The organism is Microvirga yunnanensis, from assembly GCF_025460875.1.
Genome location: NZ_JAMXFI010000071.1, coordinates 14,196 through 40,088, shown reverse-complemented (window position 1 = coordinate 40,088; position 25,893 = coordinate 14,196). Strand labels below are relative to the sequence as shown.

30 protein-coding genes are annotated in these 25,893 nt (G+C 66.7%); 12 read left to right on the top strand and 18 right to left on the bottom strand.

The genetic code is table 11. The annotated features are described in order from the left end of the window. The coding region (locus NF876_RS27825; RefSeq protein WP_262271604.1) for an outer membrane protein at positions 1-244 on the top strand (244 nt) is incomplete at its 5' end. A gap of 96 nt (positions 245-340) precedes the next feature. Here NF876_RS27825 and NF876_RS27820 read toward each other — a convergent pair. From NF876_RS27820 to uvrC, 10 genes are all read right to left on the bottom strand, one after another. Beyond that, positions 341-943, bottom strand: coding sequence for a glutathione S-transferase (locus NF876_RS27820; RefSeq protein WP_262271603.1), 603 nt, complete (start codon positions 941-943; stop codon positions 341-343). 65 nt (positions 944-1,008) lie between these two features. Next, on the bottom strand, positions 1,009-1,857 hold the full coding sequence (locus NF876_RS27815) for a 23S rRNA (adenine(2030)-N(6))-methyltransferase RlmJ (protein WP_262271602.1): 849 nt from the start codon (positions 1,855-1,857) through the stop codon (positions 1,009-1,011). Between the two features lie 359 nt (positions 1,858-2,216). Further along, positions 2,217-2,879 (bottom strand): ribonuclease T2 family protein, encoded by a 663-nt coding sequence (locus tag NF876_RS27810; RefSeq protein WP_262271601.1) that lies wholly within the window; start codon positions 2,877-2,879, stop codon positions 2,217-2,219. After that, the gene (locus tag NF876_RS27805) at positions 2,876-3,307 is read right to left on the bottom strand and encodes a hypothetical protein (RefSeq protein ID WP_262271600.1); all 432 of its coding nucleotides are present in this window, start codon (positions 3,305-3,307) and stop codon (positions 2,876-2,878) included. Before NF876_RS27805 ends, NF876_RS27810 begins: the two co-directional genes overlap by 4 nt. 82 nt (positions 3,308-3,389) lie before the next feature. Then, complete coding sequence (locus NF876_RS27800; protein ID WP_262271599.1) at positions 3,390-4,436, bottom strand: extensin-like domain-containing protein; 1,047 nt, start codon at positions 4,434-4,436, stop codon at positions 3,390-3,392. Between the two features lie 505 nt (positions 4,437-4,941). Further along, a complete protein-coding gene (locus NF876_RS27795) occupies positions 4,942-5,196 on the bottom strand; it encodes a hypothetical protein (RefSeq protein ID WP_262271598.1) in 255 nt (84 codons plus the stop codon). Between the two features lie 65 nt (positions 5,197-5,261). Further along, a complete protein-coding gene (locus NF876_RS27790) occupies positions 5,262-5,717 on the bottom strand; it encodes a molybdenum cofactor biosynthesis protein MoaE (RefSeq protein WP_262271597.1) in 456 nt (151 codons plus the stop codon). Positions 5,718-5,741: 24 nt separating this feature from the next. Then, complete coding sequence (moaD, locus tag NF876_RS27785; RefSeq protein WP_262271596.1) at positions 5,742-5,993, bottom strand: molybdopterin converting factor subunit 1; 252 nt, start codon at positions 5,991-5,993, stop codon at positions 5,742-5,744. Between the two features lie 4 nt (positions 5,994-5,997). Continuing rightward, entirely contained in the window at positions 5,998-6,594 is a 597-nt protein-coding gene (gene pgsA, locus NF876_RS27780) for a CDP-diacylglycerol--glycerol-3-phosphate 3-phosphatidyltransferase (RefSeq protein ID WP_262271595.1), read from the bottom strand. A 124-nt stretch (positions 6,595-6,718) separates the two neighbouring features. Next, positions 6,719-8,716 carry an excinuclease ABC subunit UvrC gene (gene uvrC, locus NF876_RS27775; protein WP_262271594.1) on the bottom strand — a complete coding sequence of 666 codons (1,998 nt, stop codon included), beginning with the start codon at positions 8,714-8,716 and terminating at the stop codon, positions 6,719-6,721. A gap of 111 nt (positions 8,717-8,827) precedes the next feature. Here uvrC and NF876_RS27770 point away from each other — a divergent pair, with 111 nt between their 5' ends. The 7 genes from NF876_RS27770 to NF876_RS27740 all read left to right on the top strand — a co-directional run bounded on the left by NF876_RS27770 (position 8,828) and on the right by NF876_RS27740 (position 15,587). Continuing rightward, on the top strand, positions 8,828-9,988 hold the full coding sequence (locus NF876_RS27770) for a benzoate/H(+) symporter BenE family transporter (protein WP_262271593.1): 1,161 nt from the start codon (positions 8,828-8,830) through the stop codon (positions 9,986-9,988). A 62-nt stretch (positions 9,989-10,050) separates the two neighbouring features. Continuing rightward, a complete protein-coding gene (locus NF876_RS27765; RefSeq protein ID WP_262271592.1) occupies positions 10,051-10,584 on the top strand; it encodes a hypothetical protein in 534 nt (177 codons plus the stop codon). Between the two features lie 154 nt (positions 10,585-10,738). After that, positions 10,739-11,671, top strand: coding sequence for a ribose-phosphate pyrophosphokinase (locus NF876_RS27760; RefSeq protein ID WP_262271591.1), 933 nt, complete (start codon positions 10,739-10,741; stop codon positions 11,669-11,671). Positions 11,672-12,576: 905 nt separating this feature from the next. Beyond that, positions 12,577-13,191, top strand: a complete 615-nt coding sequence (locus tag NF876_RS27755; protein ID WP_262271590.1) for a 50S ribosomal protein L25/general stress protein Ctc — start codon at positions 12,577-12,579, stop codon at positions 13,189-13,191. Positions 13,192-13,274: 83 nt separating this feature from the next. After that, positions 13,275-13,886 (top strand): aminoacyl-tRNA hydrolase, encoded by a 612-nt coding sequence (pth, locus tag NF876_RS27750; protein ID WP_262271589.1) that lies wholly within the window; start codon positions 13,275-13,277, stop codon positions 13,884-13,886. A gap of 48 nt (positions 13,887-13,934) precedes the next feature. Beyond that, positions 13,935-15,032: a redox-regulated ATPase YchF gene (gene ychF / locus NF876_RS27745; RefSeq protein WP_262271588.1), complete on the top strand. Its 1,098-nt coding sequence runs from the start codon at positions 13,935-13,937 to the stop codon at positions 15,030-15,032. Between the two features lie 402 nt (positions 15,033-15,434). Then, the gene (locus tag NF876_RS27740) at positions 15,435-15,587 is read left to right on the top strand and encodes a hypothetical protein (RefSeq protein WP_262271587.1); all 153 of its coding nucleotides are present in this window, start codon (positions 15,435-15,437) and stop codon (positions 15,585-15,587) included. A 7-nt stretch (positions 15,588-15,594) separates the two neighbouring features. Here NF876_RS27740 and NF876_RS27735 read toward each other — a convergent pair whose 3' ends face one another. Further along, positions 15,595-16,020, bottom strand: a complete 426-nt coding sequence (locus tag NF876_RS27735) for a group III truncated hemoglobin (RefSeq protein WP_262271586.1) — start codon at positions 16,018-16,020, stop codon at positions 15,595-15,597. Between the two features lie 159 nt (positions 16,021-16,179). Between NF876_RS27735 and nfi the strand changes: the two genes are divergently transcribed. Together nfi and NF876_RS27725 are read left to right on the top strand one after the other, a co-directional pair. Further along, entirely contained in the window at positions 16,180-16,848 is a 669-nt protein-coding gene (gene nfi / locus NF876_RS27730; protein WP_262271585.1) for a deoxyribonuclease V, read from the top strand. A gap of 99 nt (positions 16,849-16,947) precedes the next feature. Beyond that, on the top strand, positions 16,948-17,961 hold the full coding sequence (locus NF876_RS27725; RefSeq protein ID WP_262271584.1) for a MaoC family dehydratase: 1,014 nt from the start codon (positions 16,948-16,950) through the stop codon (positions 17,959-17,961). On the opposite strand, the gene NF876_RS27720 is transcribed toward NF876_RS27725, so the two are convergent. The 7 genes from NF876_RS27720 to petA form a co-directional block, all read right to left on the bottom strand. Beyond that, positions 17,958-18,536: an HD domain-containing protein gene (locus NF876_RS27720; RefSeq protein ID WP_262271583.1), complete on the bottom strand. Its 579-nt coding sequence runs from the start codon at positions 18,534-18,536 to the stop codon at positions 17,958-17,960. The genes NF876_RS27725 and NF876_RS27720 overlap by 4 nt on opposite strands. Before the next feature lie 10 nt (positions 18,537-18,546). Next, positions 18,547-19,092 (bottom strand): adenine phosphoribosyltransferase, encoded by a 546-nt coding sequence (locus NF876_RS27715; protein ID WP_262271582.1) that lies wholly within the window; start codon positions 19,090-19,092, stop codon positions 18,547-18,549. A 76-nt stretch (positions 19,093-19,168) separates the two neighbouring features. After that, a complete protein-coding gene (locus NF876_RS27710; RefSeq protein WP_262271581.1) occupies positions 19,169-20,044 on the bottom strand; it encodes an S-methyl-5'-thioadenosine phosphorylase in 876 nt (291 codons plus the stop codon). A gap of 510 nt (positions 20,045-20,554) precedes the next feature. Next, positions 20,555-21,202, bottom strand: a complete 648-nt coding sequence (locus tag NF876_RS27705; protein WP_262271580.1) for a 2'-5' RNA ligase family protein — start codon at positions 21,200-21,202, stop codon at positions 20,555-20,557. A 75-nt stretch (positions 21,203-21,277) separates the two neighbouring features. Beyond that, positions 21,278-22,162, bottom strand: a complete 885-nt coding sequence (locus NF876_RS27700) for a cytochrome c1 (RefSeq protein ID WP_262271579.1) — start codon at positions 22,160-22,162, stop codon at positions 21,278-21,280. A 25-nt stretch (positions 22,163-22,187) separates the two neighbouring features. After that, the gene (locus tag NF876_RS27695) at positions 22,188-23,468 is read right to left on the bottom strand and encodes a cytochrome b (protein WP_262271578.1); all 1,281 of its coding nucleotides are present in this window, start codon (positions 23,466-23,468) and stop codon (positions 22,188-22,190) included. A 24-nt stretch (positions 23,469-23,492) separates the two neighbouring features. Next, complete coding sequence (gene petA / locus NF876_RS27690; RefSeq protein WP_173945706.1) at positions 23,493-24,056, bottom strand: ubiquinol-cytochrome c reductase iron-sulfur subunit; 564 nt, start codon at positions 24,054-24,056, stop codon at positions 23,493-23,495. 261 nt (positions 24,057-24,317) lie between these two features. Here petA and NF876_RS27685 point away from each other — a divergent pair, with 261 nt between their 5' ends. Beyond that, a complete protein-coding gene (locus tag NF876_RS27685) occupies positions 24,318-24,797 on the top strand; it encodes a tRNA (cytidine(34)-2'-O)-methyltransferase (protein WP_262271577.1) in 480 nt (159 codons plus the stop codon). A gap of 12 nt (positions 24,798-24,809) precedes the next feature. Further along, on the top strand, positions 24,810-25,706 hold the full coding sequence (hemF, locus tag NF876_RS27680) for an oxygen-dependent coproporphyrinogen oxidase (protein ID WP_262271576.1): 897 nt from the start codon (positions 24,810-24,812) through the stop codon (positions 25,704-25,706). Positions 25,707-25,893 lie beyond the last annotated feature (187 nt).

Genomic DNA, 25,893 nt, shown 5'->3' with positions numbered 1-25,893 from the left:
CGCCGGTGTGGCCTTCGACCGCGCCCTGATCTACGCCACCGGTGGTTTCGCCTTCGCGGACGACGCCACGGGCTGGACCGTCGGTGGTGGTCTCGAGTACGCCTTCACCAACAACCTGTCGGCCAAGGTCGAAGGCCTGTACGTCAACCTCGACCAGGACAACAACAGCATCTTCAACATCGACAACGATGCTGAGTTCGGTGTGGTCCGCGCCGGCCTGAACTTCCGCTTCGGCACCTACTAAGATCCGTCTCCACGGAGACAGACAAGGCCCGGGTCACCCCGGGCCTTGTTGTTTTGGAGTTCCATCAGGCCCGGGTCACACCCGGGCCTTTTTGCTTTATGGCGTCACCCTGGTTTGCGCGTAGGCCGGGACGCGGGACTCGAAATCGGCCAGCCAGGCCACGAGCCTGGGATAGCTCTCGCGCCAGCGGCCCCCGAAGCGCAGGTCGAGATAGCCCAGCGCGCAGGCGAGCGCGATCTGGCCGATGTGGAGCGGCTGGCCCGCCTCCGACAGATGGGCTTCGGCATGGTCGAGGCCGCGGCGCACCTTGTCGGCCTGGTGAGAGACCCATTTCGGCTCATGCCGGTCTTCCGGACGGAAGCGGCCTTCATAGACCTGCAGCAGCGCCGCATCCATGATGCCGTCGGCGAGCGCCTGATCGCGCAGGGCGGAGTACCGTTCCGGGCCGTTCGGGATGATGCCGCCGCCGGCCAGGTGGTCGAGGTAATCCACGATCACGCGGGAATCGTAGAGCACCTCGCCGCTCTCCAGAACGAGCGCCGGGATCTTGCCCAGCGGGTTCTGCTGCCGGATCGAATCCTCGGGATTCAGGGTATCCGCATCGACGATCCGGATGCGATCGGTCAGCCCGAGAATCGAGGCCGAGAGTTTGACCTTGCGGCCGAAAGGCGATGCGGGCGAGGAGCGGAGAACGAGCATGGGTGACCTCTGTTGGAGAAACCGGCAGGAGTCATGACCGCTCGCGTCCCGAACGGCAATCCGCTTTAAGCAGGAGTCCCGAAGGCTTCACAGCGGAAAGCCCCGTAGCCGCCGCGGGACAGGCGCTCGGCGAGAGCCGGCAGCAGCGTCTCGGCCTCCTCCTTCAGGGACCAGGGCGGGTTGAGCACGAAGAGGCCGCTGCCGTTGAGCCGGGACGGGTCGCGCGGATCGTCCACATAGAGCTCGAGACGCAGGCCCGGGCGCGGGCTCTCCGCGTGCAGCCGCGCGGCCAGCGCGTCGACGGGGGCGACCTCCTTGATCGGATACCAGCCGGCATAGACGCCGGTGGGCCATTTCTTGAGCGCGGCGAGCAGCTCCGTCCCGAGCCGGTCGAGCTCGTTCGGCTTCTCGTAGGGCGGATCGATGAGCACCAGGCCGCGCTTCTCCTTCGGCGGGATCAGGGCATGGAGCGCCGTCCAGCCGTCGAGATGCATGACCTTGCAATTCGTGACCGCGTTGAAAGCATCGCTCAGCACCCGGTAGTCGGCCGGATGCAGCTCCACGAACACACCCCGGTCCTGCCGCCGCAGCAGCTCGCGCACCAGGCCGGGCGAGCCCGGATAGATGGTCTCGCCATGGCGCGCGCGCACCTCCGCCACCACCCTCCGATAGGGGGCGAGGATCGCCTCGACCTCGGGCGCGAAGGCTTCCTCGAGGCGCCCGATCCCGTCGACCCACTCCCCGGTCCGCCCGGCCTCGTCGCCGGCGAGATCGTAGAGCCCGATCCCCGCATGGGTGTCGATGACGCGCACCGGCGTCTCCTTGCGCTGGAGATAGGCGAGGATGCGCGCCAGGAGGGCGTGTTTCATGACGTCGGCGAAATTGCCGGCGTGGAAGGCATGGCGGTAATTCATGGTCGTCCTGCGGCCTCAGCCCCGGAAGTGGATCGCATTCGTGGGATCAGCCAAGTGTTCTCTTAGCCAGGTGTTCTTTCAGCCAGGTGCTCTTTTACTCGCGCGCATTGTCCGAGGCGCTCAAGCATCGGACGTGTCATCGACCTCACGTTCGACGCCTCGAGCTGTTGTTTGGGCGCATCTTTTTACGCAAAATCGGCTCCCACGTGTCACGCCCGATGCTCTCAAGCATCGGACCCAAAAGTGGACTTGCACTTTTGGGATCCATCCGATGCTTTCTTCTTGAATGAGAGCATCGGTCAGAACGGACCCAGCGGGCCGCGCCAGCGAAAACCGGATCCACTTTTCCGCCCGATGCTCTAGCGGACCGCCGGCACGGTGATCTCGCCCGCGCGGCAGCCGTCGCGATCGACCTCGGGGCACTGGCGGAAGCCCCGCAGATCCTTGGTGAGGCAGATGCGGATCTCCTGGAAGATGCGTCGTCCGCAGGAAACGGAAACCATGTCGGGACGCAACCCCGGATTGGCCTTCATGAAGGCGCTTTCGATCTCGCTCGGCAACACCTTGGACCGGCTGTTCAGGCCATCGAAACCGTCCGGCACGCGCACGAGGTCCCGCGCCTGCCGGACCGCGCGAAAGTACCCGCCCGGGCTTTCGCCCGTACAGGTGCCGTGCTTGCGCCATTGATAGCGGGCGAGATTGTCGTCCGGGAAAAGGCCCGCGGCATCGGCCATGGCGGCCTGAGGCACGAAGCGGCCATTGGGCTCGCAGAAGCTGGGATAGCCCTGCTCCCGCTGGGGCCAGAGGCCATGGGTCACGAAGCCGAGACCGCTGCCGCTGTCGCATTGCCGGCTCCGGCTGCCGCTGTTCTCGCAGAAGCCGGGCGACCAGGACAGGGCCAGCACGTAGAAATCGAACTGCCCCATCGGGGCGCCCCTCGCCTCCCGGGGGCCCTGGGCCGCGGCAGGAAGGATCGAGAGGAGGAAGGCGCCCGCGACGGCGAGGCACCCGCGCAGGATCAAGGAGCCGCCTGCTTGCAATGGGGCGCGAAGGCATAGTCGCGGTCGAGCCCGTCGACGCATGCTTCCGTGTTCCAGCCGATGCCGATGAAGCCGAGATCCTCGCGAATCGAGAAATTGATCCGGCGCTTGTAGCCGTCGGACACGATCACGGTGCCGGTGCAGAAGCGGCGGGGGATGTAATCGAGACCCCAGGGGCGCCACGCGACTTCCTGCACCCGCTCGAAGCCGATCAGCCTGAGGTCGGAGTTCCAGAATCGGCCCTCCTTCTTGGCGAACCGCGAGCTGATGTTCTGGAGCACGGAGGGATCGGCGCAGGCCGGCAGCGTCGCGTCGAAAGGCTCTTCCCGCCGCTCCGCGGGCGTGATCTCGCGCGCAAGCGCGGGCGCGCTCAACAGCATGCAGGAGATGAAAGCCGCCAGCCACTTCATTGAAAATGCTCCACCAAGTCTTCGGACCGTGCAACCTCGACCATGTGGGCGGCGGCCGCGAAGGTCAAGATCCGCCTACGCTTTAATAGATGGCGTGGCTGTTGAGCATCAGCGGCTGGCCGGCGGAGCGACCCTGCTGTCCGGGAGGAGCATAGGTCTGCTCGAGCGGACGGCCGGGAGGCGGAAGAGGCGCCTGAGAAGTGGACGGGGACGGGCTCCCCCGCGGCGATCCCGCGTTCGGTCCGGGAAGGTCGGCCGAGAAGCCGCCCGCGGAGGAATAGCGGGCCGACGGGGCGACCGGGGCGGAGAAGGTCGGGGCCGGCGGCGGAGGCGCCGGCGGAACGTAGGCCTCCCCGTCCGGAACGTCCTGCTCCAGATCGACCGGGGCGAGGTCGCCGGAGGCCGCCGCGCTCTGGAGCGCCTCGCGGCTGCGTTCCGGGTCGATCCGCGGGGAGAATTTCAGGATCGGCTTGCAGATGCGCCGCTGACCCCGCGGGTCGTGCCGTGCCAGGTCGATGTGGAGGTGATCGTAATGGAAGGCATCGGAGCCCGGACCCAGCACCGTGGTGAAGTAGCGGCACGCGCCGACGAAGGCCTCGCGCAGGAATTCCTGCTCGGCTCCGTTCCCTCCCCGCCAGCCCTTGACCACCGAGACCTCCCGGCCGTCGGCGAGCACGAAGGCCATCACGTCCATGGCGTTGCCGAAGGCGTGCTCCGACACCTTCGCGCCCATCTGGTTGTTGCGGGGGCGGCACGAATACGAGCCGGCTTTGATGTCGGCCAGCGGCACGCCGAAATAGAGTTCGGCCGCCGGTCTCACGATCTCGTCGAGCCATGTGTCGATCTGGGGAATGATCGGGCAGGCCAGCGTCACCTTCGATTTCAGCCCCACCGCGCCGTTGTTGAAGGCAGAGACCTTGAACGGGTGATCCATGCCGCAGACGCCGGGCCCGTCGATCTTCGAGCTGAGGGCCATGTAGGCGGAAGGCTGCACCAGGCGCTGGGACAGGCAGGCCTCTTCGGCCTGGGCGCGCCACGGCTCGCGCTGCTCGAACCGGAACAGCCCGCAACCGGTAAGCCCAAGCCCGACGAACGATAGGGCAATAAACGCAACTAACCCACGACGCATGGGGCGAGACTGCCCCAACACCGTAAACATCCCGTCAATGGCAGGCGACGGGTTCGGGAGCCCGAGCGATTCGGGCTTTTCGGGAGTCGTGCTGGAACCATGATCCAGCCCCTCCGGGGGTGCGACAGAATCGAGCAGGAACTTTTTTCGTCCGAAACGACGCAGGAATTTCGGTCGAGGTTAAAAGGATTTAACGTCTTGTTAACGATTACATCGGCGTGCGCCGCGCCTGCTGCTCGCGGTCGGAGCGCTTCTCAGGATCTCGCGGGTTTGATAGGGTGCCTGTCCATTCAGATAGGGGATTAACCCCTTCAGAAAGAGGGGCTCCGATGAACCTGACATCGAACCTGGACTGGGCGTCCAAGCTCAACATCGCGGCGGTCTGCGTTTCCTTCTCGTTCATCTGCGCCGTTTTCACGGGCCTTCTGTAAGCGGGCGCCGATCGCCACAGGCGATACCCCCACCGATCGAGCCATTTGAACGCTGCCGCCCTCGGCGGCGTTTTTCACGAGTCGGGACAGGGCACTTCCGTGATGGTCCAGGACATCACGTTGACCTCCATCTGGCACTGCGCCAGCTTGGGTCCCTCGGCCGTCTTGAGACAGACTTTCTCCCCCACGGCGAACATCCTGCCCTGAGCGCGGCAATAGCAGTCGAGCGGGTTGTGAACGGGCGCCTGCGCGGTCTGCGACGAGGGCGTCTCGTGGCCGAGGACCGGGGCCGCGGCGACGAGGGCGAGAAAGACAACGACGCCGCGCATGGGACGCCTCCGTGGTCGTTTCACGGTCGATGCTCATCCCGCCGCAAGGTCCCGTCAAGGGCCGATCAACGCCACCTTTCCACGGCCCGGTCGTCAGCCTCCTTGGCATCGACCCAGGTTCCGACCGTTCCGTCCTTGAGGTGCTCGCGCTTCCAGAACGGCGCCTGGGTTTTCAGGTAATCCATCAGGAAGGAGGCCGCCTCGAAGGCAGCCTGGCGGTGGACGCTGGCCGTGACGACGAGGACGATCTCCTCGCCGGGAGCGATCCTGCCGAAGCGGTGAACGATCGTCAGGCCCAGGAGCGGCCAACGGCTTGCCGCCTGATCGGCGATGCGGCCGATCTCGGCTTCGGCCATGCCGGGATAATGCTCGAGTTCGAGGGCCGCGAGCCGTCCCCCTTCGTCCCGGCACAGCCCCGTGAAGGCGACGACGGCCCCGATCTCCGCTCTCCCCCGGGTCAGGGCTGCGGTCTCGGCGGCGGAATCGAAGGGCTCGGCCTGGATGCGGATGGTGAAATCCATGGCGTTGCGGCTCCCCGGCGGGAGCTAGCCTCCCGTCATGGGCGGGAAGAAGGCGATCTCCCGGGCGCCCTCGATCCGGGCCTCGGGCTTCACGTGGACGTGGTCGATGGCCGCCCGGACGACGCCTTCGTTCTCGAAGGCATATGCATATTCCTCGCCCCTGCCCTTCAGCCAGCGCACCAGATCGGCCACCGTGGCGATGCCGTCCGGCAGCACCACCTGCTCGTCCGTCCGGCCGACCCGCTCCCGCACCCAGGCGAAATAGACCAGCTTCATGGCGCTAACCCTCGTCCACGAGGTGATGGATTCCGTTCTTGAAGTAATCCCAGCCGGTATAGATCGTCAGGATGGCAGCGATCCACAGGAGGATCGTGCCGATGAGGGTGTTGTTGGGCAGCACCGTCTCGCCCGCCGGTCCGGCGATCAGGAAGCCGAGGGCGACGAGCTGGAGCGTCGTCTTCCACTTGGCCACCCGGCTGACGGGCACGCTGACCTTCAGCTCGGCCAGGAATTCGCGCAGGCCCGACACCAGGATCTCGCGGCAGAGGATCACGATGGCGGCCCACAGGGCCCAGCCCTTGATGGTCCCGTCGGCCACCAGCATGAGCAGGGTCGCCGCCACGAGAAGCTTGTCGGCGATGGGATCGAGCATGCGACCGAGCGCCGATTGCTGGGCGAAGGTTCGCGCCACGTAGCCGTCGAGATAGTCGGTGATGGCCGCGATCGCGAAAACCGCCAGCGCGAACCAGCGGGACCAGTGGTCCTCGGGCCAGAACAGGAAACCGACCACGGCCGGAACCGCGGCGAGCCGACCGTAGGTCAGCATGTTGGCGAGGTTGAACGCCTTCGAGCGGCCCATGGAGGAAACAGTCTTCATCACACCCGCAGGAAGCATGAGGATGGTCCGCCCGTCAATCGGACAGATCCCGGTTGCGCACCGCCTCCATCCGGCGAACACGGCAATGTGAGGGAAGCCCCCATGACCCTTCGGACGCTCACCCCTATCCCCTCTCGTGGAAGAAATCGTAGACCGCGCGGGCCGTGGCGGCATTGACGCCCGGCGCCTTCATCAGGTCCTCGAGGGCGGCCCGCTGGATCGCCTTGACGGTGCCGAAATGGTGCAGGAGCGCCCGCTTGCGGGTCGGACCGATGCCCGGGATCTCGTCGAGGGGATTCTTCACCAGCTCGCGCTTGCGCTTGGCGCGGTGCGCCCCGATGGCGAATCGGTGGGCTTCGTCGCGCAGGCGCTGGACGAAGTAGAGCGCGGGATCCCGCGGCGGCATCTTGAAGGGCGGCTGGCCCGGCTTGAAGAAGGTTTCGCGGCCGGCGTCCCGGTCGCGCCCCTTGGCGATGCCGACCAGGGCCACGTCGTCCTCGCTGACGCCCACCTCGGCGAGGGCCTGGCGGGCAGCCTCCAGCTGCCCCTTGCCGCCGTCGATCAGCACCAGGTCGGGCCAGGCGGGAAAGCCGTCGTCGCCCGATTGTGCATCCGAGCCGCGCGGCTCCTCCTTCACCAGGCGGGCGAAGCGGCGCTGCAGCATCTCGCGCATCATGCCGTAATCGTCCCCGGGCTTGAGGTCCTCGGACTTCATGTTGAAGGTCCGGTAATGCTGCTTCATGAAACCGTTGGCGCCCGCCACCACCATGGCGCCGACCGCGTTGGTGCCCATGATGTGCGAATTGTCGTAGACCTCCACGCGCTTCGGCGCCTTCGGCAGTCCGAAGGCCTGCCCCAGGGACACGAGGAGCTTCTGCTGCGACGAGGTATCGGCCAGACGCCGGGCCAGCGCCTCGCGGGCGTTGCGCAGGGCGTATTCGATGAGCTGACGCCGCTCGCCGCGCTGGGGCGCGTGGATCTCGACCCTGGCCTCCGCGCGGGTCGACAGCGCCGCCGCCATCAGCTCGGAATCCTCGATCTCGTGCGAGAGCAGGATGAGGCGGGGCGCGGGCTTGTCGTCGTAGAACTGCGCCATGAACGAGCTCAGGACCTCTTCCCGGCTCATGGACTTGTCCGCCTTCGGGAAATAGGCGCGGTTGCCCCAGTTCTGCCAGTTCCGGAAGAAGAACACCTCGACGCAGAACTGACCCGCCTGCTCGTCGAGCGCGAACACGTCCGCCTCCTCGACCGACTGGGTGTTGATACCCTGAACGCCCTGGATGGCCGACAGTGCCGCGAGGCGGTCGCGGCAGCGCGCGGCGCGCTCGAACTCGAGCTCCTCGGCGGCGGCCTGCATCTCGTCCGTGATGCGCTGCTTGACCGCGTTCGACTTGCCCGACAGGAATGCGCGCGCCTCGGAGACCAGTTCGGCGTAATCCTCCCGCGGGATCTCGTTCGTGCAGGGGCCCGAGCAGCGCTTGATTTGATAGAGCAGGCAGGGCCGCGTGCGGTTCTCGTAATAGCTGTCGTTGCAGGAGCGCAGCAGGAACGCGCGCTGCAGCGCGTTGATGGTGCGGTTCACGGCCCACACGCTGGCGAAGGGGCCGTAATAATCGCCCTTGCGCTTCCTCGCGCCGCGATGCTTCACGAGTTGCGGCGCCTCGTGATCGGCCGTGAGCAGGATGTAGGGCAGAGACTTGTCGTCCCGCAGGAGCACGTTGTAGCGCGGCTTGAGCTGCTTGATGAGGTTGGCCTCGAGCAGCAGCGCCTCGGTCTCCGTCGCCGTGGTGACGAACTCCATCGAGGCGGTCTCGCCGATCATGCGGGCGATGCGGTTCGAATGGGCCTGACCCCGGGCATAGGAGCCGACCCGGTTCTTCAGGCTCTTCGCCTTGCCCACATAGAGAACGTCGCCCTTGGCGTCGAGCATCCGGTAGACGCCGGGCGCGTTGGGAAGGGTCGTCCAGAAATGCCGGATGACCTCGGTGCCGCGCTGGACCGAGCCTGGATTGGCTTCCAGGTCGAACTCGACATCCGAGCCGCTCTCGACGGCGACGGCCTCCTCGTCCTCCTCGTTGTCCAGAATGTCCGGCGGAACGTCGTTGGTGGTGTTGCGACTCATGGGGGAGATTTAAGGGCTCGGGAGTCCCGAGGAAAGTGCCGCCGACGAACTGGCGCAGCCCGGCCGTTCGGTTTACACGGCTAAGCTCCTCGAACGCCTGCGGAGCCGGTCATGCGCCTGTCGATCGTCACGTCAGCCGTCGTCGCGGCCCTGGTGGGGTTCGGCAGCACGATCGCCATCATCATCGCGGCCGCCCAGGCCGTGGGGGCCGACGCGGCCCAGACCTCGTCCTGGGTGGCGGCCCTGTGCCTGGCCATGGCGGCGACCAGCGGCACCTTGAGCGTGCGCTACCGCATGCCCGTGGTCACCGCCTGGTCGACCCCCGGGGCGGCGCTGATCGCCTCTTCCAGCGGCATCTCGATCCATGCGGCGGTCGGGGCCTTTCTGCTCGCCGGCGGCCTCATCGTGCTGACGGGTCTCGTCAGGCCGTTCGGACGGCTGATCGAGCGCATCCCCACGGCCATCGCGGCGGCCATGCTGGCGGGCGTCCTGCTCCAGTTCGTGGTCGGGGTCTTCCAGAGCGCCCAAGGGGCACCGGGCCTGGTCCTGCCCCTCGTCGGCATCTTCCTGGTGGTTCGCCTGGTCAATCCCGCCCTCGCCGTGCTGGCGGTGCTCCTCGTGGGGCTCGCTCTCGCCTTCGGCGGCGGCATGGCCCGGCCGCTCGCATCCGACCTCACCCTGTCCACCCTCACCTTCATCGCTCCGGCCTGGGACCCCACGGCCCTGATCGGCCTCGGCCTGCCCCTGTTCCTGGTCACGATGGCGTCCCAGAACCTGCCGGGCCTGGCCGTGCTCAAGGCGTCCGGCTACGAGCCGCCCGCGGGCCCGATCCTCGCCGTGACGGGACTGGCCTCGATCGTCACCGCCTTCTTCGGTGCCCATACGAGCAATCTCGCGGCCATCTCGGCCGCGATCTGCACCGGGCCCGACACGCATCCGGACCCGAAGAAGCGCTGGATGGTCGGCCCGTTCTACACGCTGAGCTATCTGGTGTTCGCCGCCTTCAGCGCCGCGCTCATCGGGCTGATCGCCGCCCTCCCGCCGGAGCTGATCAAGACCGTCGCCGGCCTGGCCCTCATGGGGGCCTTCCTGGGCGCCCTCGGGTCGGCCCTCGCCGAGGAGGCGAAACGATTTCCCGCCATCGTCACCTTCGCGGTCACGGCCTCCGGCCTGACGCTCCTCGGCATCGGGTCGGCCTTCTGGGGCCTGGCCGCCGGGCTCGCGACGCTGGCCCTCGACGTGCTGGCGATCCGCCTGCGCCGGCGCGGCTGATCTGGACGAAACCCTCCGTTAAGCTTAAGACTTCGTGACGAAGACCGAGAACGGGGGGCCTCATGGACGGGATGACGCATGCGGGGCGGCTGGCCGCTCTGGTCCTGACGGTGGCGTTGGGAGCCTGCCAGGGCTCGCTCGGAGGATCGCCGGAAGGCGTCCCGGTCGCCCTGGAGAGCATCGACGGCGCCCCGGCCCCGATCCGCACGGCCCTCGTCGACGAGCTGACCAGCGCGGCCACCGACCGCAAGGTCGATCTCGTCGGCGCCAGCGCCCAGGCGCGCTACCGGGTCCGCGGCTATCTGTCGACCTCGACCGAGGATGGGGAAACCAAGGTGGCCTATGTCTGGGACGTGTTCGATGCCCAGAAGCGTCGGGCCAAGCGCCTGGCCGGATCGAGCCCGGCGCCCGCCTCCTCCATCTCGGCCCTCGACAAGGCGGCGCTGGCGAAGCTCGCCCAGGCGAGCATGGACGAGATCGCCGAATTCCTGACGGCGTCCAAGTCCGAGAGCGGCCCCGACGCGCAGGCCGCCTCGGAAGCACCTATTCAGACGGCGGAGGTCTCGGGCGACGAACCCCCTGTTGCGATGCAGTGAATGCATGGCGGCGCGCCAAACTTGCAGCGCATCGGAAGCCCTCCATGTATTGTGACGGTTTCATATCGCTGCTAAGAGCCTTGCGCCCAGCCGTGCAGGGATTATGGCATTGCGCAGCGGGTGTGATCGGTCACTCGAAGCCAAAGTTGCTTGCATGAAACTCGTTGCGGGAAATTCCAATCGTCCGCTGGCGGAGGCCATCTCCGCCTATCTCAACGTTCCGCTCGCCAAGGCCCAGGTGCGGCGCTTCGCGGACATGGAAGTCTTCGTCGAGATCCAGGAGAACGTGCGCGGCGAAGATGTGTTCATCCTCCAGTCGACCTCGTTCCCGACGAACGACCACCTGATGGAGCTTCTGATCATCAGCGATGCGCTGCGCAGGGCCTCGGCCCGCCGCATCACGGCGGTGATCCCCTATTTCGGGTACGCTCGGCAGGACCGCAAGCCCGCCGCCCGCACGCCGATCTCGGCCAAGCTCGTGGCCAACATCATCGCCCATGCGGGTGTCGACCGCGTTCTGACCCTCGACCTCCATGCCGGTCAGATCCAGGGCTTCTTCGACATTCCGACCGACAACCTGTTCGCCGCCCCGACCCTGGCGCGCGACATCAAGGAGCATCTCGACGGTGGCAACCGCATGGTGGTCTCGCCCGACGTGGGCGGCGTGGTGCGCGCCCGAGCGCTCGCCAAGCGCATCGATGCGCCGCTCGCCATCGTGGACAAGCGCCGCGAGCGCCCGGGCGAGTCGGAAGTGATGAACATCATCGGCGACGTGTCGGGCCGCTCCTGCATCCTGGTCGACGACATCGTGGATTCCGGCGGCACCCTGGTGAACGCCGCCGACGCGCTCCTGGCCAACGGAGCGAAGGAAGTCTACGCCTACATCACCCACGGGGTCCTCTCGGGCGGCGCGGTGGCCCGCATCGCGGGCTCGCGGCTGAAGGAGCTCGTGATCACCGACTCGATCATGCCGACCGAAGCCGTGAAGGTCGCCCACAACATCCGGGTCATCTCCATCGCGTCACTGATGGGCGAGGCCATCGGCCGTACGGCGACGGAAAGCTCGGTGTCGAGCCTGTTCGACTAGAGCGTGTCGCCTTCCCCCTTTGCATGAACCCTTCGACCAAGTCCGAAGGATCTTTTATGGACAGGCTCAGACGTTTGCTTTATGTCGATTGCGATACGTTGCAGCAGTACATAAGCCATACTCTCCTCACAGCTTGTAGAAGCCGGCATTCCGCAGCATCGGGTGATCGACCGGCCTGTCCTCTATGTCGGGACCCAGGCACATGGCTTCGATGAAGTCCGAGGAGCCATGGAATTTAGACAATGCGTCGCCCAGGGCGCTGTAAGTTACAGTTCCATCGGCGGCTCCCTTGAATGAGCGGCCAACAGCGGGATGCCGGTGGCCGGGAGTGGTAAAACCGCCGCGCGACTCCAGCCGTCCTAACACCCTCCACGTCATCACCGGCCTTGTGCCGGTGATCCCGATGCGGTGAGGCGCGGCGCCCTACGGAAGCGGGATCACCGGGACGAGCCCGGTGATGACGTGGTGTGTGTGGCCCGGTGCGAACACCCTCCCCACGTCATGGCACCCTCCGCCCTCCCTGCCACCTCCGCACGTCATGGCCGGGCTCGTCCCGGCCATCCCGATGGTTTGAAGCGCGGCGCTCTTCCGATCGGGATCACCGGGACGAGCCCGGTGATGACGTCGAGGGTGGCATGAGGCGTGACAACACCCTCCACACGTCATGGCCGGCCGGTCATCACCCGCCTCTTGCCAGCCATCCCGATCCGAAAAGCCCGGTGATGACCGGGTGCGCCATACCCGGCCGGGCTTACCTTGCATTCCGGGGCGCTTTCCCCTATAAGCCGCCTCGCGCCCGCTCGACACCCTTGGAGGCACGGGCGCCGACCTCATGGCCGCCGGTAGGTTTCTCGAGAAGCCTGGGCGGCCATCGGTTTTTAAACTCACTTCAAAGGACCACGACCATGAGCGAAGTAAAGCAAATCAAGGCCGTGGCGCGCGACCGGGCCGGCAAGGGGGCCGCCCGGGCCGTTCGTCGCCAAGGCCAAGTTCCCGCCGTCATCTACGGAGCCGGCCAGTCGGCCCAGGCGATCGCCCTCGACTTCAACCAGACCAAGCAGCTGATCTTCGCCGGTCACTTCCTGACCACGATCTTCGAGATCGACGTGGACGGCCAGACGGTCCGCGCCATTCCGCGCGACTACCAGCTCGACCCGGTGCGTGACTTCCCGATCCATGTCGACTTCCTGCGCCTCTCGCAGGGCCAGGCGATCAAGGTCGTGGTCCCGGTGCACGTGGTCGGCCAGGAGAAGAGCCCCGGCGTGAAGCGCGGCGGCACGCTCCAGGTCGTCGAGCACTCGGTGGAACTGCTCGTTCCCTCCGACGCGATCCCGGACTACATCGAGGCGTCCGTCGAGGGTCTCGACATCGGCTCCTCGATCCATCTCGCCGACATCAAGCTGCCGAACGGCGCCAAGGCGACCTCCGCCGAGAACCTCACCCTCGTCACCGTCGTGGCCCCGACCGGCCTCACGGAAGAGGCTCCGGCTCCGGCCGCCGAGGGCACGGCTGCGGCCTAAGGCCATCGGGCGGTCAAGCCCATCGATCGGCTTCGACGCTCCGACCGCAAGGCCGGAGCGTTTCTTATGAGCAGGACCAAGCGATGCGTCTCTTCGTCGGTCTCGGCAATCCCGGATCCCGCTACGCGCGGAACCGCCACAACATCGGCTTCATGGCCGTGGACGAGATCGCGCGCGCGAACAACGCCGGGCCCTGGCGCAAGCGCTTCCATGCGGAGGCGGCCGACGCGGTGATCGGCGGCGAGAAGGTTCTGCTGATCAAGCCGCAGACCTACATGAACCTGTCCGGCCAGGCCGTGGGGGAAGCGCAGAACTTCTTCAAGATCCCGCTGCACGACGTGACGGTCTTCTACGACGAGCTCGATCTTCCGCCCGCCAAGCTGCGCGTGAAGATCGGGGGCGGCAATGCCGGCCACAACGGCCTGCGCTCGATCTCGGCCCATTGCGGCAACGATTACCGCCGCGTGCGGCTCGGCATCGGCCATCCCGGCCACAAGGCGCTCGTGCAGAACCATGTGCTGGGCGACTTCGGCAAGGGCGAGGAGGCCTGGGTCGACGATCTGTGCCGGATCATCGCGGACCATGCGGCCCTTCTCGCCAAGGGTGAGGACGGAAGCTTTCAGAACAAGGTCCACCTGGCCATGGAGGCGAGAGGCTGGGCGGACGTGAAGCGGCCTGGAGAAAAGGCCACGTAATTCGACAATCACGCCGGCGCGGATGCCGGCCATGCAAGGAGTGAGGCCATGGGCTTCAAGATGGGCATCGTCGGCCTGCCGAACGTGGGTAAGTCCACCCTCTTCAACGCTTTGACGCAGACCGCGGCCGCGCAGGCCGCCAATTACCCGTTCTGCACCATCGAGCCCAACGTGGGCGACGTGGCGGTGCCGGACGAGCGGCTCGACCGGCTCGCGGGCATCGCCAGCTCGGCGCAGATCATCCCGACCCGCCTCACCTTCGTGGATATCGCGGGCCTCGTGCGCGGCGCGTCGCGGGGCGAAGGCCTCGGCAACCAGTTCCTGGCCAATATCCGCGAGGTCGACGCCATCGCCCATGTGGTGCGCTGCTTCGAGGACACGGACATCACCCATGTCGAGGGCAAGATCGATCCCATCGCGGATATCGAGACCATCGAGACCGAGTTGATGCTGGCCGACCTCGACAGCCTGGAGAAGCGCGTCACGGCCCTCGAGAAGAAGGCCAAGGGCAACGACAAGGAGGCCAAGGAGACCCTCGACCTCGTCAACCGCACCCTGCCGCTCCTGCGCGAGGGCAAGCCCGCCCGTCTGGTGGAGCGGAAGGTCGAGGAGGAGCGCCTGTTCCAGATGCTCGGCCTGCTCTCGTCCAAGCCCGTCCTGTACGTCTGTAACGTGGAGGAAGCCTCCGCCGACAAGGGCAACGAGTTCTCCGCCCGCGTCTTCGAGCGCGCCAGGGAAGAGGAAGCCAAGGCCGTGGTCGTCTCGGCCAAGATCGAAAGCGAGATCGCGGTTCTGCCCCCCGAGGAGCAGAAGGACTATCTCGACGCCGTCGGCCTCGAGGAGCCCGGCCTCAACCGGGTGATCCGCGCCGGTTACGACCTTCTCGGCCTGATCACCTATTTCACCGTCGGCCCCAAGGAGGCCCGCGCCTGGACGATCACCCGGGGCACCAAGGCGCCGGCCGCCGCGGGCGTCATCCACACGGATTTCGAGAAGGGCTTCATCCGCGCCGAAACCATCGCGTATGCGGACTACACCTCTCTCAAGGGCGAGGCCGGGGCCCGCGATGCGGGCAAGCTGCGGCTGGAGGGCAAGGAGTATACGGTGCAGGACGGCGACGTGATGCACTTCCGGTTCAACACCTGAGGCGTCCGCCTCCACCCTCCCCCTGAACCGTTCGGCAGACGATGCCCACCCGTCATCACCGGCCTCGTGCCGGTGATCCCGTTTCTGTCGGGCGCGGCGTCTTTCTGGTCGGGATGGCCGGGACGGGCCCGGCCATGACGTGCGAGGGTGCCGTTCTCGGCGGGACTCGCTGGGTGAGAGCATCGGGCGCAAAAGTGGGAACCGGTTTTGCGCGAAAAGATGCTTTGAAACAGAAGCCTCAAGCATCGGGCGTGAGGTCGATGACACGTCCGATGCTTGAGCAAGACCGGCACCAGGCCGGCGATGACGCCGTGGACCGCCAACCTGACCATTTCCTGAACGCGGGCTTCGTCGTCCGTTCAGGGCCATTCTGCGAAAAGGGCTGCGTAGAGGATGTGATCCATGCAGACTTTGTTCGACAGCTTCGTGTCTCCCGGGCTCGGCAATGCCGAATTCTTCGTCGGCGTGCTCGTGGCCTGCGGTTTCGTGATGATCGGCGTCTCGTCCCTGCTCCCCAAGCGGAGAGGCGACGGGCTCGAATGGTGGGAGCGGTAAATCCGCTTCAGGGAAGACGCAGCGCCTTCGGGCCGATCCCGAGGCCGATCTGCAGGCTCTCGGCGATGCGCCGCGCCCGGTCGACGAAGAAGGCCGCCACGTCCGGCGCGCAGATCTCCCGAGCCGTCTCTTCGAACAGCTGGAGCCAGCGGGCGAACAGGTCGGGCGTGAGGTCGAGACCGAAATGCGCCGCCTGGGGCTTTCCCTGGTAGCGGCCGGTCCGCAGGGCGATCGAGGACCAGAAATCCACCATCAGGGCCAGGTGCCGGGCCCAGCGGCCGGAGAGCTTGCCGTGGAAGATCGGCCCGAGTTCCGGATCGCGGATCACCCGGTCGTAGAAGGTTTCCACGAGCTGCCGGATCAACGCCTCCGAAACGCCTTCGGCCGGGCTGATGATCGGAATGCTGCGGCCTGTGGCGGCTGAATGAGCCAATGACTGTCTCCTGCTCGATGCGGAGGAGATCACCTCAAGCCTCCGTGTGGGTCAACCTTCTTAAGAGACGACGAATTGTCCCCAGCGCGATGATCCAGATCAATCCGGATCGTTCCGGAACCTTGAGCGTTGACGCCTCGTCCGCATTCATAGGCCATCATGCAGCTCCGCCACCGCCACGACTGGAACCTGACGCCCTCCGAGGCCATCGCCCTCCAGAACCAGCTGAGAACGGAAGTGGTGTCCGACCGACCGATCGATCTCGATCGGGTGCAGCTCGTGGCCGGGGTCGACGTGAGCGTGAAGAACGAGCAGTCGCAGGCCGCCATCGTGGTGGTCACCTTTCCGGGCTTCCTGCCGGTGGAAACCGTCCTGGCCCGGCGCCCGACGCCCTTTCCCTATGTGCCGGGCCTCCTGAGCTTCCGCGAAGGCCCCGTGCTCGAAGAGGCGTTCGAGACGCTGAAATCCGAGCCGGACGTCTTCCTGTTCGACGGCATGGGCATCGCTCATCCCCGCCGGGTCGGGATCGCCAGTCACATGGGCCTGTGGCTGCAGCGCCCGACCGTCGGCTGCGGCAAGACGCTCCTGTGCGGGCGCTACAAGGACTTGGCGGAGGAGAAAGGCGCCGCCGCTCCCCTGGTCGACCGCGAGGAGACCATCGGGGTGGCGCTGCGCACCCGGACGGCCAAGAACCCGATGTTCATCTCGCCCGGACACCTGGCCGATATTCCGACCGCGGCCGAACTCGTCCTGCGCTGCTGCCCGAAATATCGCCTGCCGGAGCCGATCCGGCTCGCGCACAACGCGGCCGGGCAGTTTTCCCCCTGAGGCGGGCAGCCCTGACGCCCTCCGAAAGTCAGGCCGCGGTTGCGGCGGCATGCCTCCCCATGGCGGAGGCGTTATGCTAGGGCAGACCCCGACAAGGGAATGCTCATGCGCACGTTCGAAGATCTTCCGCCCGGCCTGACCGAAACCTTCGGCCCGCTCACGGTGTCGAAGGACGATGTCCTGACCTTCGCCCGCGAATACGATCCGCAGCCCTTCCACGTGGACGAGATCGCCGCCAAGGACAGCTTCATCGGCACGCTGATCGCCTCGGGCTGGCACAGCTGCAGCCTGAACATGCGCCTGTTCGCCGACGGGTTGGTCCTCGATTCGTCCTCCATGGGCTCGCCGGGCATCGAGGAGGTGAAGTGGCTGAAGCCCGTGCGGCCCGGCGACACCCTGCGCTCGCGCATGAAGGTCCTGGAGAGCCGCGCCTCCAGGAGCAGGCCCTCGCTTGGCCTCGTGCGGTTCCATTTCGACATGCTCAACCAGGCCGACGAGCCCGTCCTGACCCAGACCAACTGGGTGATGTTCGCGACCCGGGACGCCGAGCCGTTCAGCGGCGGCCGCAACGCCCTGGCGGCTGCGGCGGACGCCCTGCCCGGCGCGGTGCCGGCGCGGGAGATCCCGCCGGTCTCGGCCAATCCGTACTTCGAGGATCTCGTCGTCGGCGAGACGGACGAGCTCGGCTCCTACACCTTCGCGCCCGACGACATCGTGGCCTTCGCCCGGCAGTTCGATCCACAGCGCTTCCACGTGGACGCGGAGGCCGCCAAGGACAGCCTGTTCGGCGCCCTGTGCGCCTCCGGCTGGCATACGGCGAGCGTGTGGATGAAGCACATGGTCGGCCACCGCGACCGCATCCGGGACTACGCGCTGAGCCATGGCCAGCGGCCGGCCCGACTGGGCCCCTCGCCGGGCTTCACCAACTTGAAATGGCTCAAGCCCGTCTATGCGGGCGACACGATCGCCTACCGGTCCACCGTGACGGCCAAGCGCGCCTCCGCGTCCCGCCCCGGCTGGGGCCTGGTGTTCCACCACAACACGGGCACGAACCAGCACGGCGAAGAGGTGTTCGCGTTCGACGGGATGGTATTCTGGGAGCGGCGGGATTAACCGGCCTTTGAAGCGTCGGCCCTGGCCCGCGTCTCCTCGTCGAGCAGGACGCGGATCTCGGCGAGAACCGGGTGAGCGGAGGTCTGCTTGCGCCCGTAATCGAGATTGAACGCGTAGTCGAAATCCGCGGGGTTCCGGCCCTGGTTGTGCTGGAGGATCGTCTCCAGCTTGTCGAGCCCCTTGGCGAGAACGGCCTCGGGCGACGAGGCCGCCTCGTACTCCTCCCACAGGGCCAGGATCTCGGCCCGTTTCGCCGGATGGAGCGCCCTGGTCAGCTCCTCGAGGTCCGCCCTTTCCCGAGCGGACTTGTCGAACCCGTCCGTCTGCAGAACGGCGGGAATGTCTCCGCTCAGGGCCTCGCCGAGGTCATGAACGATGCAGAGCTTGATGAGGCGCAGGGGATCGACATCCCCGAGCTCGTCCGAGAACACCAGCGCCATGAGGCACAGGCGCCAGGTATGCTCGGCCGTGCTCTCGGGCCGGCCCGTCGACGTGAAGCCGCTGCGCAGAGTGCTCTTGAGCCGCTCCGCTTCGCGCAGGAACTCCAGCGCTCCCAGGAGGCGATCGCTTGCCATCGCCGGCTCCTCAATGTCCCTCGAAGCTCACGAGGCTGCGCACCTCGACGCCGAGGTCCCGGAGCTTCGCGGCGCCGCCGAGATCCGGCAGGTCGATGATGAAGCAGGCGGCCACGATGTTGGCGCCCATCTGGCGCAGGAGCCGGGTCGCCGCGACGGCCGTGCCGCCCGTGGCGATGAGGTCGTCGACGAGGATGACCCGCTCGCCCTGGCCGATGGCGTCCGTGTGGATCTCCATCTCGTCGACGCCGTATTCGAGCGAATAGGCGATGCGCACCGTCTCGTGGGGGAGCTTGCCCTTCTTGCGGATCGGCACGAAGCCCGAGGAGAGCTGATGCGCGATGGCGCCCCCGAGGATGAAGCCCCGCGCCTCGATGCCCGCGACCTTGTCGACGCGTCCGCCGGCGAACGGATGGACGAGCTCGTCCACGGAGCGCCGGAAGGCCCGCGCGTCGCCCAGAAGGGTCGTGATGTCCCGGAACACGATGCCGGGCTTCGGGTAGTCCGGGATCGAGCGGATCGCGGCCTTCAGGTCGGTGATGAGACGCTGGTCCATGAGGTCAAGCCTGCCTGGGTATCGAAAGGGATGGGTCCGCCGGCTTCGTTCCCGCAGGAATCCGGCGATCGCGCGCTCAAGGGTTTAGCACCCGTCCGGCCACCGCATCCAACTTTTTCAGAAGCTCCGGATCCCGGGCCGACGGGGCCGTCATGATGGCCCCGTCGAGGGCCCGGTCGGAGCCCACGGGGCACGGCTCGTGCTCGGCCGGGAAGTCGCGGGCGATGCGGGCGATCAGGCGGGCCACCTTCGTGGCGTTCTGGTGGGCGACCGCGACCACGGACGCCACGTCGACGTTGTCGTGCTCGGGATGCCAGCAATCGAAATCGGTCACCATGGCGATGGTCGCGTAGGTGATCTCGGCCTCGCGGGCGAGCTTGGCCTCCGGCATGGCCGTCATGCCGATCACGTCGTAGCCGAGCTTCTTGTAGGTCATGGATTCGGCATAGGTGGAGAATTGCGGCCCCTCCATGCACACCAGCGTGCCCCCGAGGGCGAACGGGATCTTCTCGGCCACCGCCGCGTCGGCGATGTGCTGGCGCAGCAGCGGCCCGACCGGGTGGGCCATGGGCACATGGGCGACGCAGCCCCGGCCGAAGAAGGAGCTTTCGCGGCGATGCGTGCGGTCCACGTACTGGTCCACCAGCACGAAGAAGCCCGGATAGAACTCGTCCTTGAACGACCCGCAGGCCGAGACCGAGATCAGGTCGGTGACCCCGGCGCGCTTCATCACGTCGATATTCGCCCGGTAGTTGATGTCGGACGGGGAGAGGCGGTGCCCCCGCCCATGGCGCGGCAGGAAGGCGATCTCGGTCGTGCCGATGCGTCCGACGCGCAGAATGTCCGAGGGTTCGCCCCAGGGCGAATCGATGCGCTCTTCGCGCATGTCCTCGAGCCCGGGCAGGTCGTAGACCCCCGACCCGCCGATGATGCCTAGAACCGCCTTCGCCATCGCGCGCCCTCCCCGTTCCCGGGCTTTCCGCCCGTGCCGTTTCATAGCCGAGTGCGGACCCGGTCCCAAGTCCCGCATCGGGATCACGCCGATTCAACCAGAGCCTCGGACGTGAAAAGTGGACACCACTTTTGGGATTTATCCGAGGCTCCCTCTCTTGACCGGCGCATCGGATGAGGCGGACCCGAAGCGCCGCGCCGGCGAAAACCGGGTCCACTTTTCACTGGCGTGGCCCTTCGGGTCGCTGACGCGGCCCTCTGGGTCCGTCCGATGCGCTAGGTGAATGCAGGCGCCGATCGGGACAGTATGCTTTCCCGATGGATCACGATACCAGCAAAGCCACCCGACGCTGCTCCGCGGCGATCGGCCAGTCTCATACCCTCGCGGCCCTGACCCGCGCGCAGATTCGCCACAGCCGGTCCGTGATCGCGCAATCGCTCATCCTGCTCCGGAGCCAGCGCATCTATCCCTACGATCCCGTCGCGCAACCGCGCCCGGCCCCGCAGAGCGTCACCCTGGCGGCCTCCGGGCCGTCCTCGCAGCCTCCTCGCGCCCCAGGGGAATAGACGCGATCTCGTCCGTGGCGAGGCAGGGAAAGAGCGTCTCGCGAACGAGCCTGATCCGGGTGACGGGCGCCGTGACGGAGACCGGCAGGCTCTCGACGCGCGCCACTGCGTCGTCCGGGATGGCGGTGCTCGTCCTGTAGCGCGCAAGCGTGGAATGGATCAGGTCGTAGATGATCGGGCTCGCCCCCGGCGGTGGAGGAATGTCGCGCACGATCCTGTCCCGGATGGCCTGGATGAGGCCTGTTTCGTCGGTGGCCGTCGCGATGATGGCCGTGTCCGTTACCTTCAGGCGGTAGAAGCGCAGCTCCAAGGCCCGATGACCCGTGCAGAGCTCCTCCAGAATTCTCTCGCTGCGCCGGGCGATGCTCTGCCAGTAGGCATCCTTGTCGAAGCCGCCCCTGACGGTCACGAGCGGATAGATGGTCACATGCAGGCCGTGCTTGGGGCCGACATGCAGGGGCTCCGGCCAGAGCCCGGCGAAGGCCTGCTGCACCCGCTCGAAGGCCGCCCGGGTTTCGGGCTCCAGGCTGGGTTGCACGTGGTAGGCGAGGCAATCCGTGCCCCAGATGTCGTCGGCGATGGTCTGCAGCATGGTGGTCGGCCTGGACGCCTCTCCGGTCGAAGTCGCCTGAAACGAAAAAGGCCCCGGAAACCGGGGCCTTGATCCTTAGGGGTTGTGGGTCATCGGAGGCGTCGCGTGGCCTTCGACCTCGCCGCCCACCCGGGCCCAGACCTTCTTCTTGGTGAAGTAGAGCAGGCCGGACAGGACGAGCAGGAACAGGATGACCTGGAAGCCGAGGCGCTTGCGGGCCTCGAGGTGCGGTTCAGCCGTCCAGGTGAGGAAGGCTGTCACGTCGCGGGCGTATTGATCGACGGTTTCCGGCACCTGCGGCTGGCCGGCCTCATTCTTCGGATACTCCACCTGGCCGTCGCTGAGCGGCTTCGGCATGGCGATCACGTGACCTGGATAGTAGTGGTTGTAGTGACCGCCCTGGGGCACCGTGAAGCCCTGGGGGGCCTCCTCGTAGCCGGTCAGCAGCGCGGTCACGTAATCCGCGCCGTTCTCCGAGTACTGACGGAACACGTCGGTGATGAACCAGGGGAAGCCGCGCTCGTAGGTGCGGGCCTTGGGCATCAGGGACAGGTCCGGGGGAGCCTTGCCGCCGTTGGCGGAAGCCGCGGCGTTCTCGTTCGGGAACGGTGCCGGGAAGCGGTCGGCCGGGCGCCCGGGGCGCTCGAACATGTCGCCGGCCTCGTTCGGGCCGTCCTGGACCTTGTACTCCGCCGCGAGCGCGCGGACCTGGGCCTCGGAGAATTCCGGGCCGCCGGGCTGGTGCAGGTTGCGGAAGGCCACGTAGTTCAGGGAATGGCAGGAGGCGCAGACCTCCCGGTACACCTTGAAGCCGCGCTGGAGCTGGGCCCGGTCGAACTTGCCGAACGGCCCCTGGAAGCTCCACTTGAGCTGCGGCGGGACCGGGGTCTCGCCGGCAGCGAAGGCCGGAGCGGACAAGCCGAGAACGGCGGCTGCGATGACAAGAGTACGCTTCATCATTGTCTGTGTTTCCTCGACTCTCGCATCAGCCCTTGGAATGCGGCTCGGCATTGGCGCCGGCCGGAATGCCAGCCCCGCCCTTCTGCACGCCCATGACGGATTCGAGGATCGAATTCGGCAGCGGCAGCGGACGCTCAACGAAGCCGAGCACCGGCAGAATGATCAGGAAGTGGGCGAAGTAGTAGGCCGTGCAGATCTGGGAGGCGATCACGTACCAGCCCTCGGCCGGGCGGGAACCCAGCCAGCCGAGCAGGAAGCACACGATCACGAAGATCCAGAAGAACTGCTTGTAGAGCGGGCGGTAGGCCGTGGAGCGCACCTTGGAGGTGTCGAGCCAGGGCATGAAGCACCAGATCACGATGGCCGAGCCCATGGCGATGACGCCGCCGAGCTTGTCCGGGATGGCGCGCAGGATCGCGTAGAACGGCAGGAAGTACCATTCGGGAACGATGTGCGCGGGCGTCACGGCCGGGTTCGCCGGGATGTAGTTGTCCGCATGGCCCAGGTAGTTGGGCATGTAGAACACCCAGTAGGCGAAGAAGATCATGAACACCACGACGGCGAAGATGTCCTTGATCGTCGCGTAGGGGGTGAACGGAACCGCGTCCTTGCCCGACTTGATCGGAATGCCGGTCGGGTTGTTCTGGCCCGGCACGTGCAGCGCCCAGATGTGCAGGATCACGACGCCCGCGATCATGAAGGGCAGCAGGTAGTGCAGGGAGAAGAAGCGGTTCAGGGTCGGGTTGCCCACCGAGTAGCCGCCCCAGAGATAGCTCACGATGGTCTCGCCGACGAGCGGGATCGCCGAGAAGAGGTTCGTGATCACGGTGGCGCCCCAGAAGCTCATCTGGCCCCAGGGAAGCACGTAGCCCATGAAGGCCGTGGCCATCATCAAGAGGAAGATGATCACGCCGAGGATGTAGAGAACCTCGCGGGGGGCCTTGTAGGAGCCGTAGTAGAAGTTCCGGAAGATGTGGACGTAGACGGCGACGAAGAACATCGACGCGCCGTTGGCGTGCAGATAGCGGATCAGCCAGCCGTAGTTCACGTCGCGCATGATATGCTCGACGGACTGGAAAGCCATGCCGGCGTTCGGCGTGTAGTACATGGCCAGGAACACGCCGGTCACGATCTGCGCGACGAGCATGAACACCAGGATGGCGCCGAAGGTCCAGAAATAGGTCAGGTTCCGCGGAACCGGGAACGCGATGAAGGACGAGTGGATGAGGCCTGCGATGGGCAGGCGGCTCTCGAACCACTTACCGAAGGCGCTCTTGGGAACGTAAGTTGTGGGATGGTCGCTCATGATATCGCCTGATCGTCGCTTAGGTTACGCCGTGGCCTCTTGGCCGATCACGATCTTGGTGTCGGACGCGAAGGTATAGGGCGGGATCGGCAGGTTGATCGGCGCCGGGCCGCCGCGGACGCGGCCGGAGGTGTCGAAGATCGAGCCGTGGCATGGGCAGAACCAACCGTGATACTCGCCCTGCTGGCCCAGCGGCACGCAGCCGAGATGGGTGCAGTTGCCGTAAACGATGAGCCACTGGGCATGGCCTTCCTTCACGCGGGCCGAGTCGGGCTGCGGGTCGCGCAGGGAAGCCACGTTCACGTCCTCGGCGGCCTTGATCTCCTCGGCCGTGCGGTGACGGATGAAGATCAGCTTGCCGCGCCAGAAAACCTTGACGATCTGCCCTTCCGCGATGGGGGTCAGGTCGACCTCGACGGGGGCGCCGGCCGCCACCGTCGCCGCGTCGGGCGCCAGGGACTGGACGAAGGGCCATACCAGGGTGGCTCCGCCGACGACGGCAGCTGCGCCCGTGGCGATATAAAGGAAATCGCGCCGTGTCGGCTCAGCGACATGAGTGGTGGTCTCGGCCACTTGGCTCTCCAGCATTGATCAAAAAACGAGAACCGCGCATCGGCAATCCCTTGGGAACCAAGGCATTTGGCACACGAGGTCCAAAATGGAACAAGCATGCGCGGCGACGCGCGCGCAATGCGACTGGGAGTCGCCGCGCGGTGGCTCTTTGGCACGGCCAAGCCCGCCTGTCCATAGCCGGATTGGAGTTGTTCCAGCTTGTGGCGCAAATGCCGCCGGGGCAAATGGCCCTGAGGCTCCCTTGACGACGGAGCCCGTTCCTCCGATGACGGGCCCATGCCCCGTCTCGCCATCTACCAGCCCGACATTCCGCAGAACACCGGGACCATGCTGCGCCTCGCCGCCTGCCTCGGCGTGCCGGTGGAGATCATCGAACCTGCGGCCTTCGACGTCTCCGACCGCAACCTGCGCCGCTCGGGCATGGATTACCTCAACCATGTGACGATCACCCGGCACATGTCCTGGCGCACCTTCGAGGCCTGGCGGCAGGAAGCCGGGGGCCGGCTGATCCTGGCGACCACGAAGGGCGCGCTCGCCTACACGGAACTCGCCTACCGGCCCGACGACGTCATTCTGGTCGGCCGGGAATCCGCCGGCGTCCCGGAGGAGGTCCATCAGGCGGCCGACGCCCGGGTCACTGTCCCGATGCAGACCGGCCTGCGCTCCCTGAACGTCGCCGTAACGGCCGCCATGATCCTCGGCGAGGCCCTGCGGCAGACCAACGGGTTTCCCCATCCGGCTCCGTCCGAAACCTGAAGCGGAACCATCATGACCGATACGACAACCGTCGAACGCCTGCAGGCAGAGGCTCCCATCTGGTTCGCCCTGCTGCGCGACCGCATCTGCGCCGCGTTCGAGGCGCTCGAGGACGAGGTCGCGGGCCCCCTCCACCCCGAGGCCTCCGACCCCGGCCGGTTCGAACGCACGCCCTGGGAGCGCAAGGATCACAGCGGCGCCCCCGGCGGCGGCGGCGTCATGTCCATGATGCGCGGCCGCGTGTTCGAGAAGGTGGGCGTGCATGTCTCGACCGTGCACGGCGAGTTTGCGCCGGAGTTCCGCGGCCAGATTCCGGGCTCGGATCAGGATCCCCGCTTCTGGGCTGCCGGCCTTTCGCTCATCGCGCATCCCTGGAACCCGAACGTTCCAACGGTGCATATGAACACCCGCTTCGTGGTGACCTCCAAGCCCTGGTTCGGCGGCGGGGCGGACCTCACGCCCGTGCTCGACCGGCGGCGGACGCAGGACGATCCGGATACGGTCGCGTTTCACGCCGCGATGGAAGAGGCCTGCCGCGTCCATGCGCCCGAAGGCTCCTACGAGAAATACAAGGCGTGGTGCGACGAGTACTTTCACCTCAAGCACCGCAACGAGCCGCGCGGCGTCGGGGGCATCTTCTACGACTATCACTGGACCGGGGATCCGGACGAGGACTTCGCGTTCACCCGGCACGTGGGCGAGGCCTTCCTCACGGTCTATCCCGAGATCGTCCGGCGCAACGTCACACGCCCCTGGACGGACGAGGACCGGATCGAGCAGCAGGTGCGGCGCGGGCGCTACGTGGAGTTCAACCTGCTCTACGACCGCGGCACGATCTTCGGGCTGAGGACGGGCGGCAACATCGCGTCGATCCTCTCGTCCATGCCGCCGACGGTGCGGTGGCCATAACGCCAGCCGCCACGGGGAAGCGCAGCCGTCCGACATCGACGCCGTCACGGCATCATCCCCGGGCGCGTGCGGCGATCTCGCTTCTGTAGGGCGCAGCGCCTTTCGTATCGGGATGGCCGGGACGAGCCCGGCCATGACATGGGGAGGGTGTCACCACCGTCCCATCTCACCCTCCACGTCATCACCG

Bases quoted from the DNA above. Each gene is read 5' to 3' on its own strand.
- NF876_RS27820 (WP_262271603.1), bottom strand. From the start codon at position 943: ATGCTCGTTCTCCGCTCCTCGCCCGCATCGCCTTTCGGCCGCAAGGTC.
- NF876_RS27815 (WP_262271602.1), bottom strand. From the start codon at position 1,857: ATGAATTACCGCCATGCCTTCCACGCCGGCAATTTCGCCGACGTCATG.
- NF876_RS27805 (WP_262271600.1), bottom strand. From the start codon at position 3,307: ATGAAGTGGCTGGCGGCTTTCATCTCCTGCATGCTGTTGAGCGCGCCC.
- NF876_RS27800 (WP_262271599.1), bottom strand. From the start codon at position 4,436: ATGCGTCGTGGGTTAGTTGCGTTTATTGCCCTATCGTTCGTCGGGCTT.
- NF876_RS27795 (WP_262271598.1), bottom strand. From the start codon at position 5,196: ATGCGCGGCGTCGTTGTCTTTCTCGCCCTCGTCGCCGCGGCCCCGGTC.
- NF876_RS27790 (WP_262271597.1), bottom strand. From the start codon at position 5,717: ATGGATTTCACCATCCGCATCCAGGCCGAGCCCTTCGATTCCGCCGCC.
- moaD (WP_262271596.1), bottom strand. From the start codon at position 5,993: ATGAAGCTGGTCTATTTCGCCTGGGTGCGGGAGCGGGTCGGCCGGACG.
- pgsA (WP_262271595.1), bottom strand. From the start codon at position 6,594: ATGAAGACTGTTTCCTCCATGGGCCGCTCGAAGGCGTTCAACCTCGCC.
- uvrC (WP_262271594.1), bottom strand. From the start codon at position 8,716: ATGAGTCGCAACACCACCAACGACGTTCCGCCGGACATTCTGGACAAC.
- NF876_RS27770 (WP_262271593.1), top strand. From the start codon at position 8,828: ATGCGCCTGTCGATCGTCACGTCAGCCGTCGTCGCGGCCCTGGTGGGG.
- NF876_RS27765 (WP_262271592.1), top strand. From the start codon at position 10,051: ATGGACGGGATGACGCATGCGGGGCGGCTGGCCGCTCTGGTCCTGACG.
- NF876_RS27760 (WP_262271591.1), top strand. From the start codon at position 10,739: ATGAAACTCGTTGCGGGAAATTCCAATCGTCCGCTGGCGGAGGCCATC.
- NF876_RS27755 (WP_262271590.1), top strand. From the start codon at position 12,577: ATGAGCGAAGTAAAGCAAATCAAGGCCGTGGCGCGCGACCGGGCCGGC.
- pth (WP_262271589.1), top strand. From the start codon at position 13,275: ATGCGTCTCTTCGTCGGTCTCGGCAATCCCGGATCCCGCTACGCGCGG.
- ychF (WP_262271588.1), top strand. From the start codon at position 13,935: ATGGGCTTCAAGATGGGCATCGTCGGCCTGCCGAACGTGGGTAAGTCC.
- NF876_RS27740 (WP_262271587.1), top strand. From the start codon at position 15,435: ATGCAGACTTTGTTCGACAGCTTCGTGTCTCCCGGGCTCGGCAATGCC.
- nfi (WP_262271585.1), top strand. From the start codon at position 16,180: ATGCAGCTCCGCCACCGCCACGACTGGAACCTGACGCCCTCCGAGGCC.
- NF876_RS27725 (WP_262271584.1), top strand. From the start codon at position 16,948: ATGCTCATGCGCACGTTCGAAGATCTTCCGCCCGGCCTGACCGAAACC.
- NF876_RS27720 (WP_262271583.1), bottom strand. From the start codon at position 18,536: ATGGCAAGCGATCGCCTCCTGGGAGCGCTGGAGTTCCTGCGCGAAGCG.
- NF876_RS27715 (WP_262271582.1), bottom strand. From the start codon at position 19,092: ATGGACCAGCGTCTCATCACCGACCTGAAGGCCGCGATCCGCTCGATC.
- NF876_RS27710 (WP_262271581.1), bottom strand. From the start codon at position 20,044: ATGGCGAAGGCGGTTCTAGGCATCATCGGCGGGTCGGGGGTCTACGAC.
- NF876_RS27705 (WP_262271580.1), bottom strand. From the start codon at position 21,202: ATGCTGCAGACCATCGCCGACGACATCTGGGGCACGGATTGCCTCGCC.
- NF876_RS27700 (WP_262271579.1), bottom strand. From the start codon at position 22,162: ATGATGAAGCGTACTCTTGTCATCGCAGCCGCCGTTCTCGGCTTGTCC.
- NF876_RS27695 (WP_262271578.1), bottom strand. From the start codon at position 23,468: ATGAGCGACCATCCCACAACTTACGTTCCCAAGAGCGCCTTCGGTAAG.
- petA (WP_173945706.1), bottom strand. From the start codon at position 24,056: ATGCTGGAGAGCCAAGTGGCCGAGACCACCACTCATGTCGCTGAGCCG.
- NF876_RS27685 (WP_262271577.1), top strand. From the start codon at position 24,318: ATGCCCCGTCTCGCCATCTACCAGCCCGACATTCCGCAGAACACCGGG.
- hemF (WP_262271576.1), top strand. From the start codon at position 24,810: ATGACCGATACGACAACCGTCGAACGCCTGCAGGCAGAGGCTCCCATC.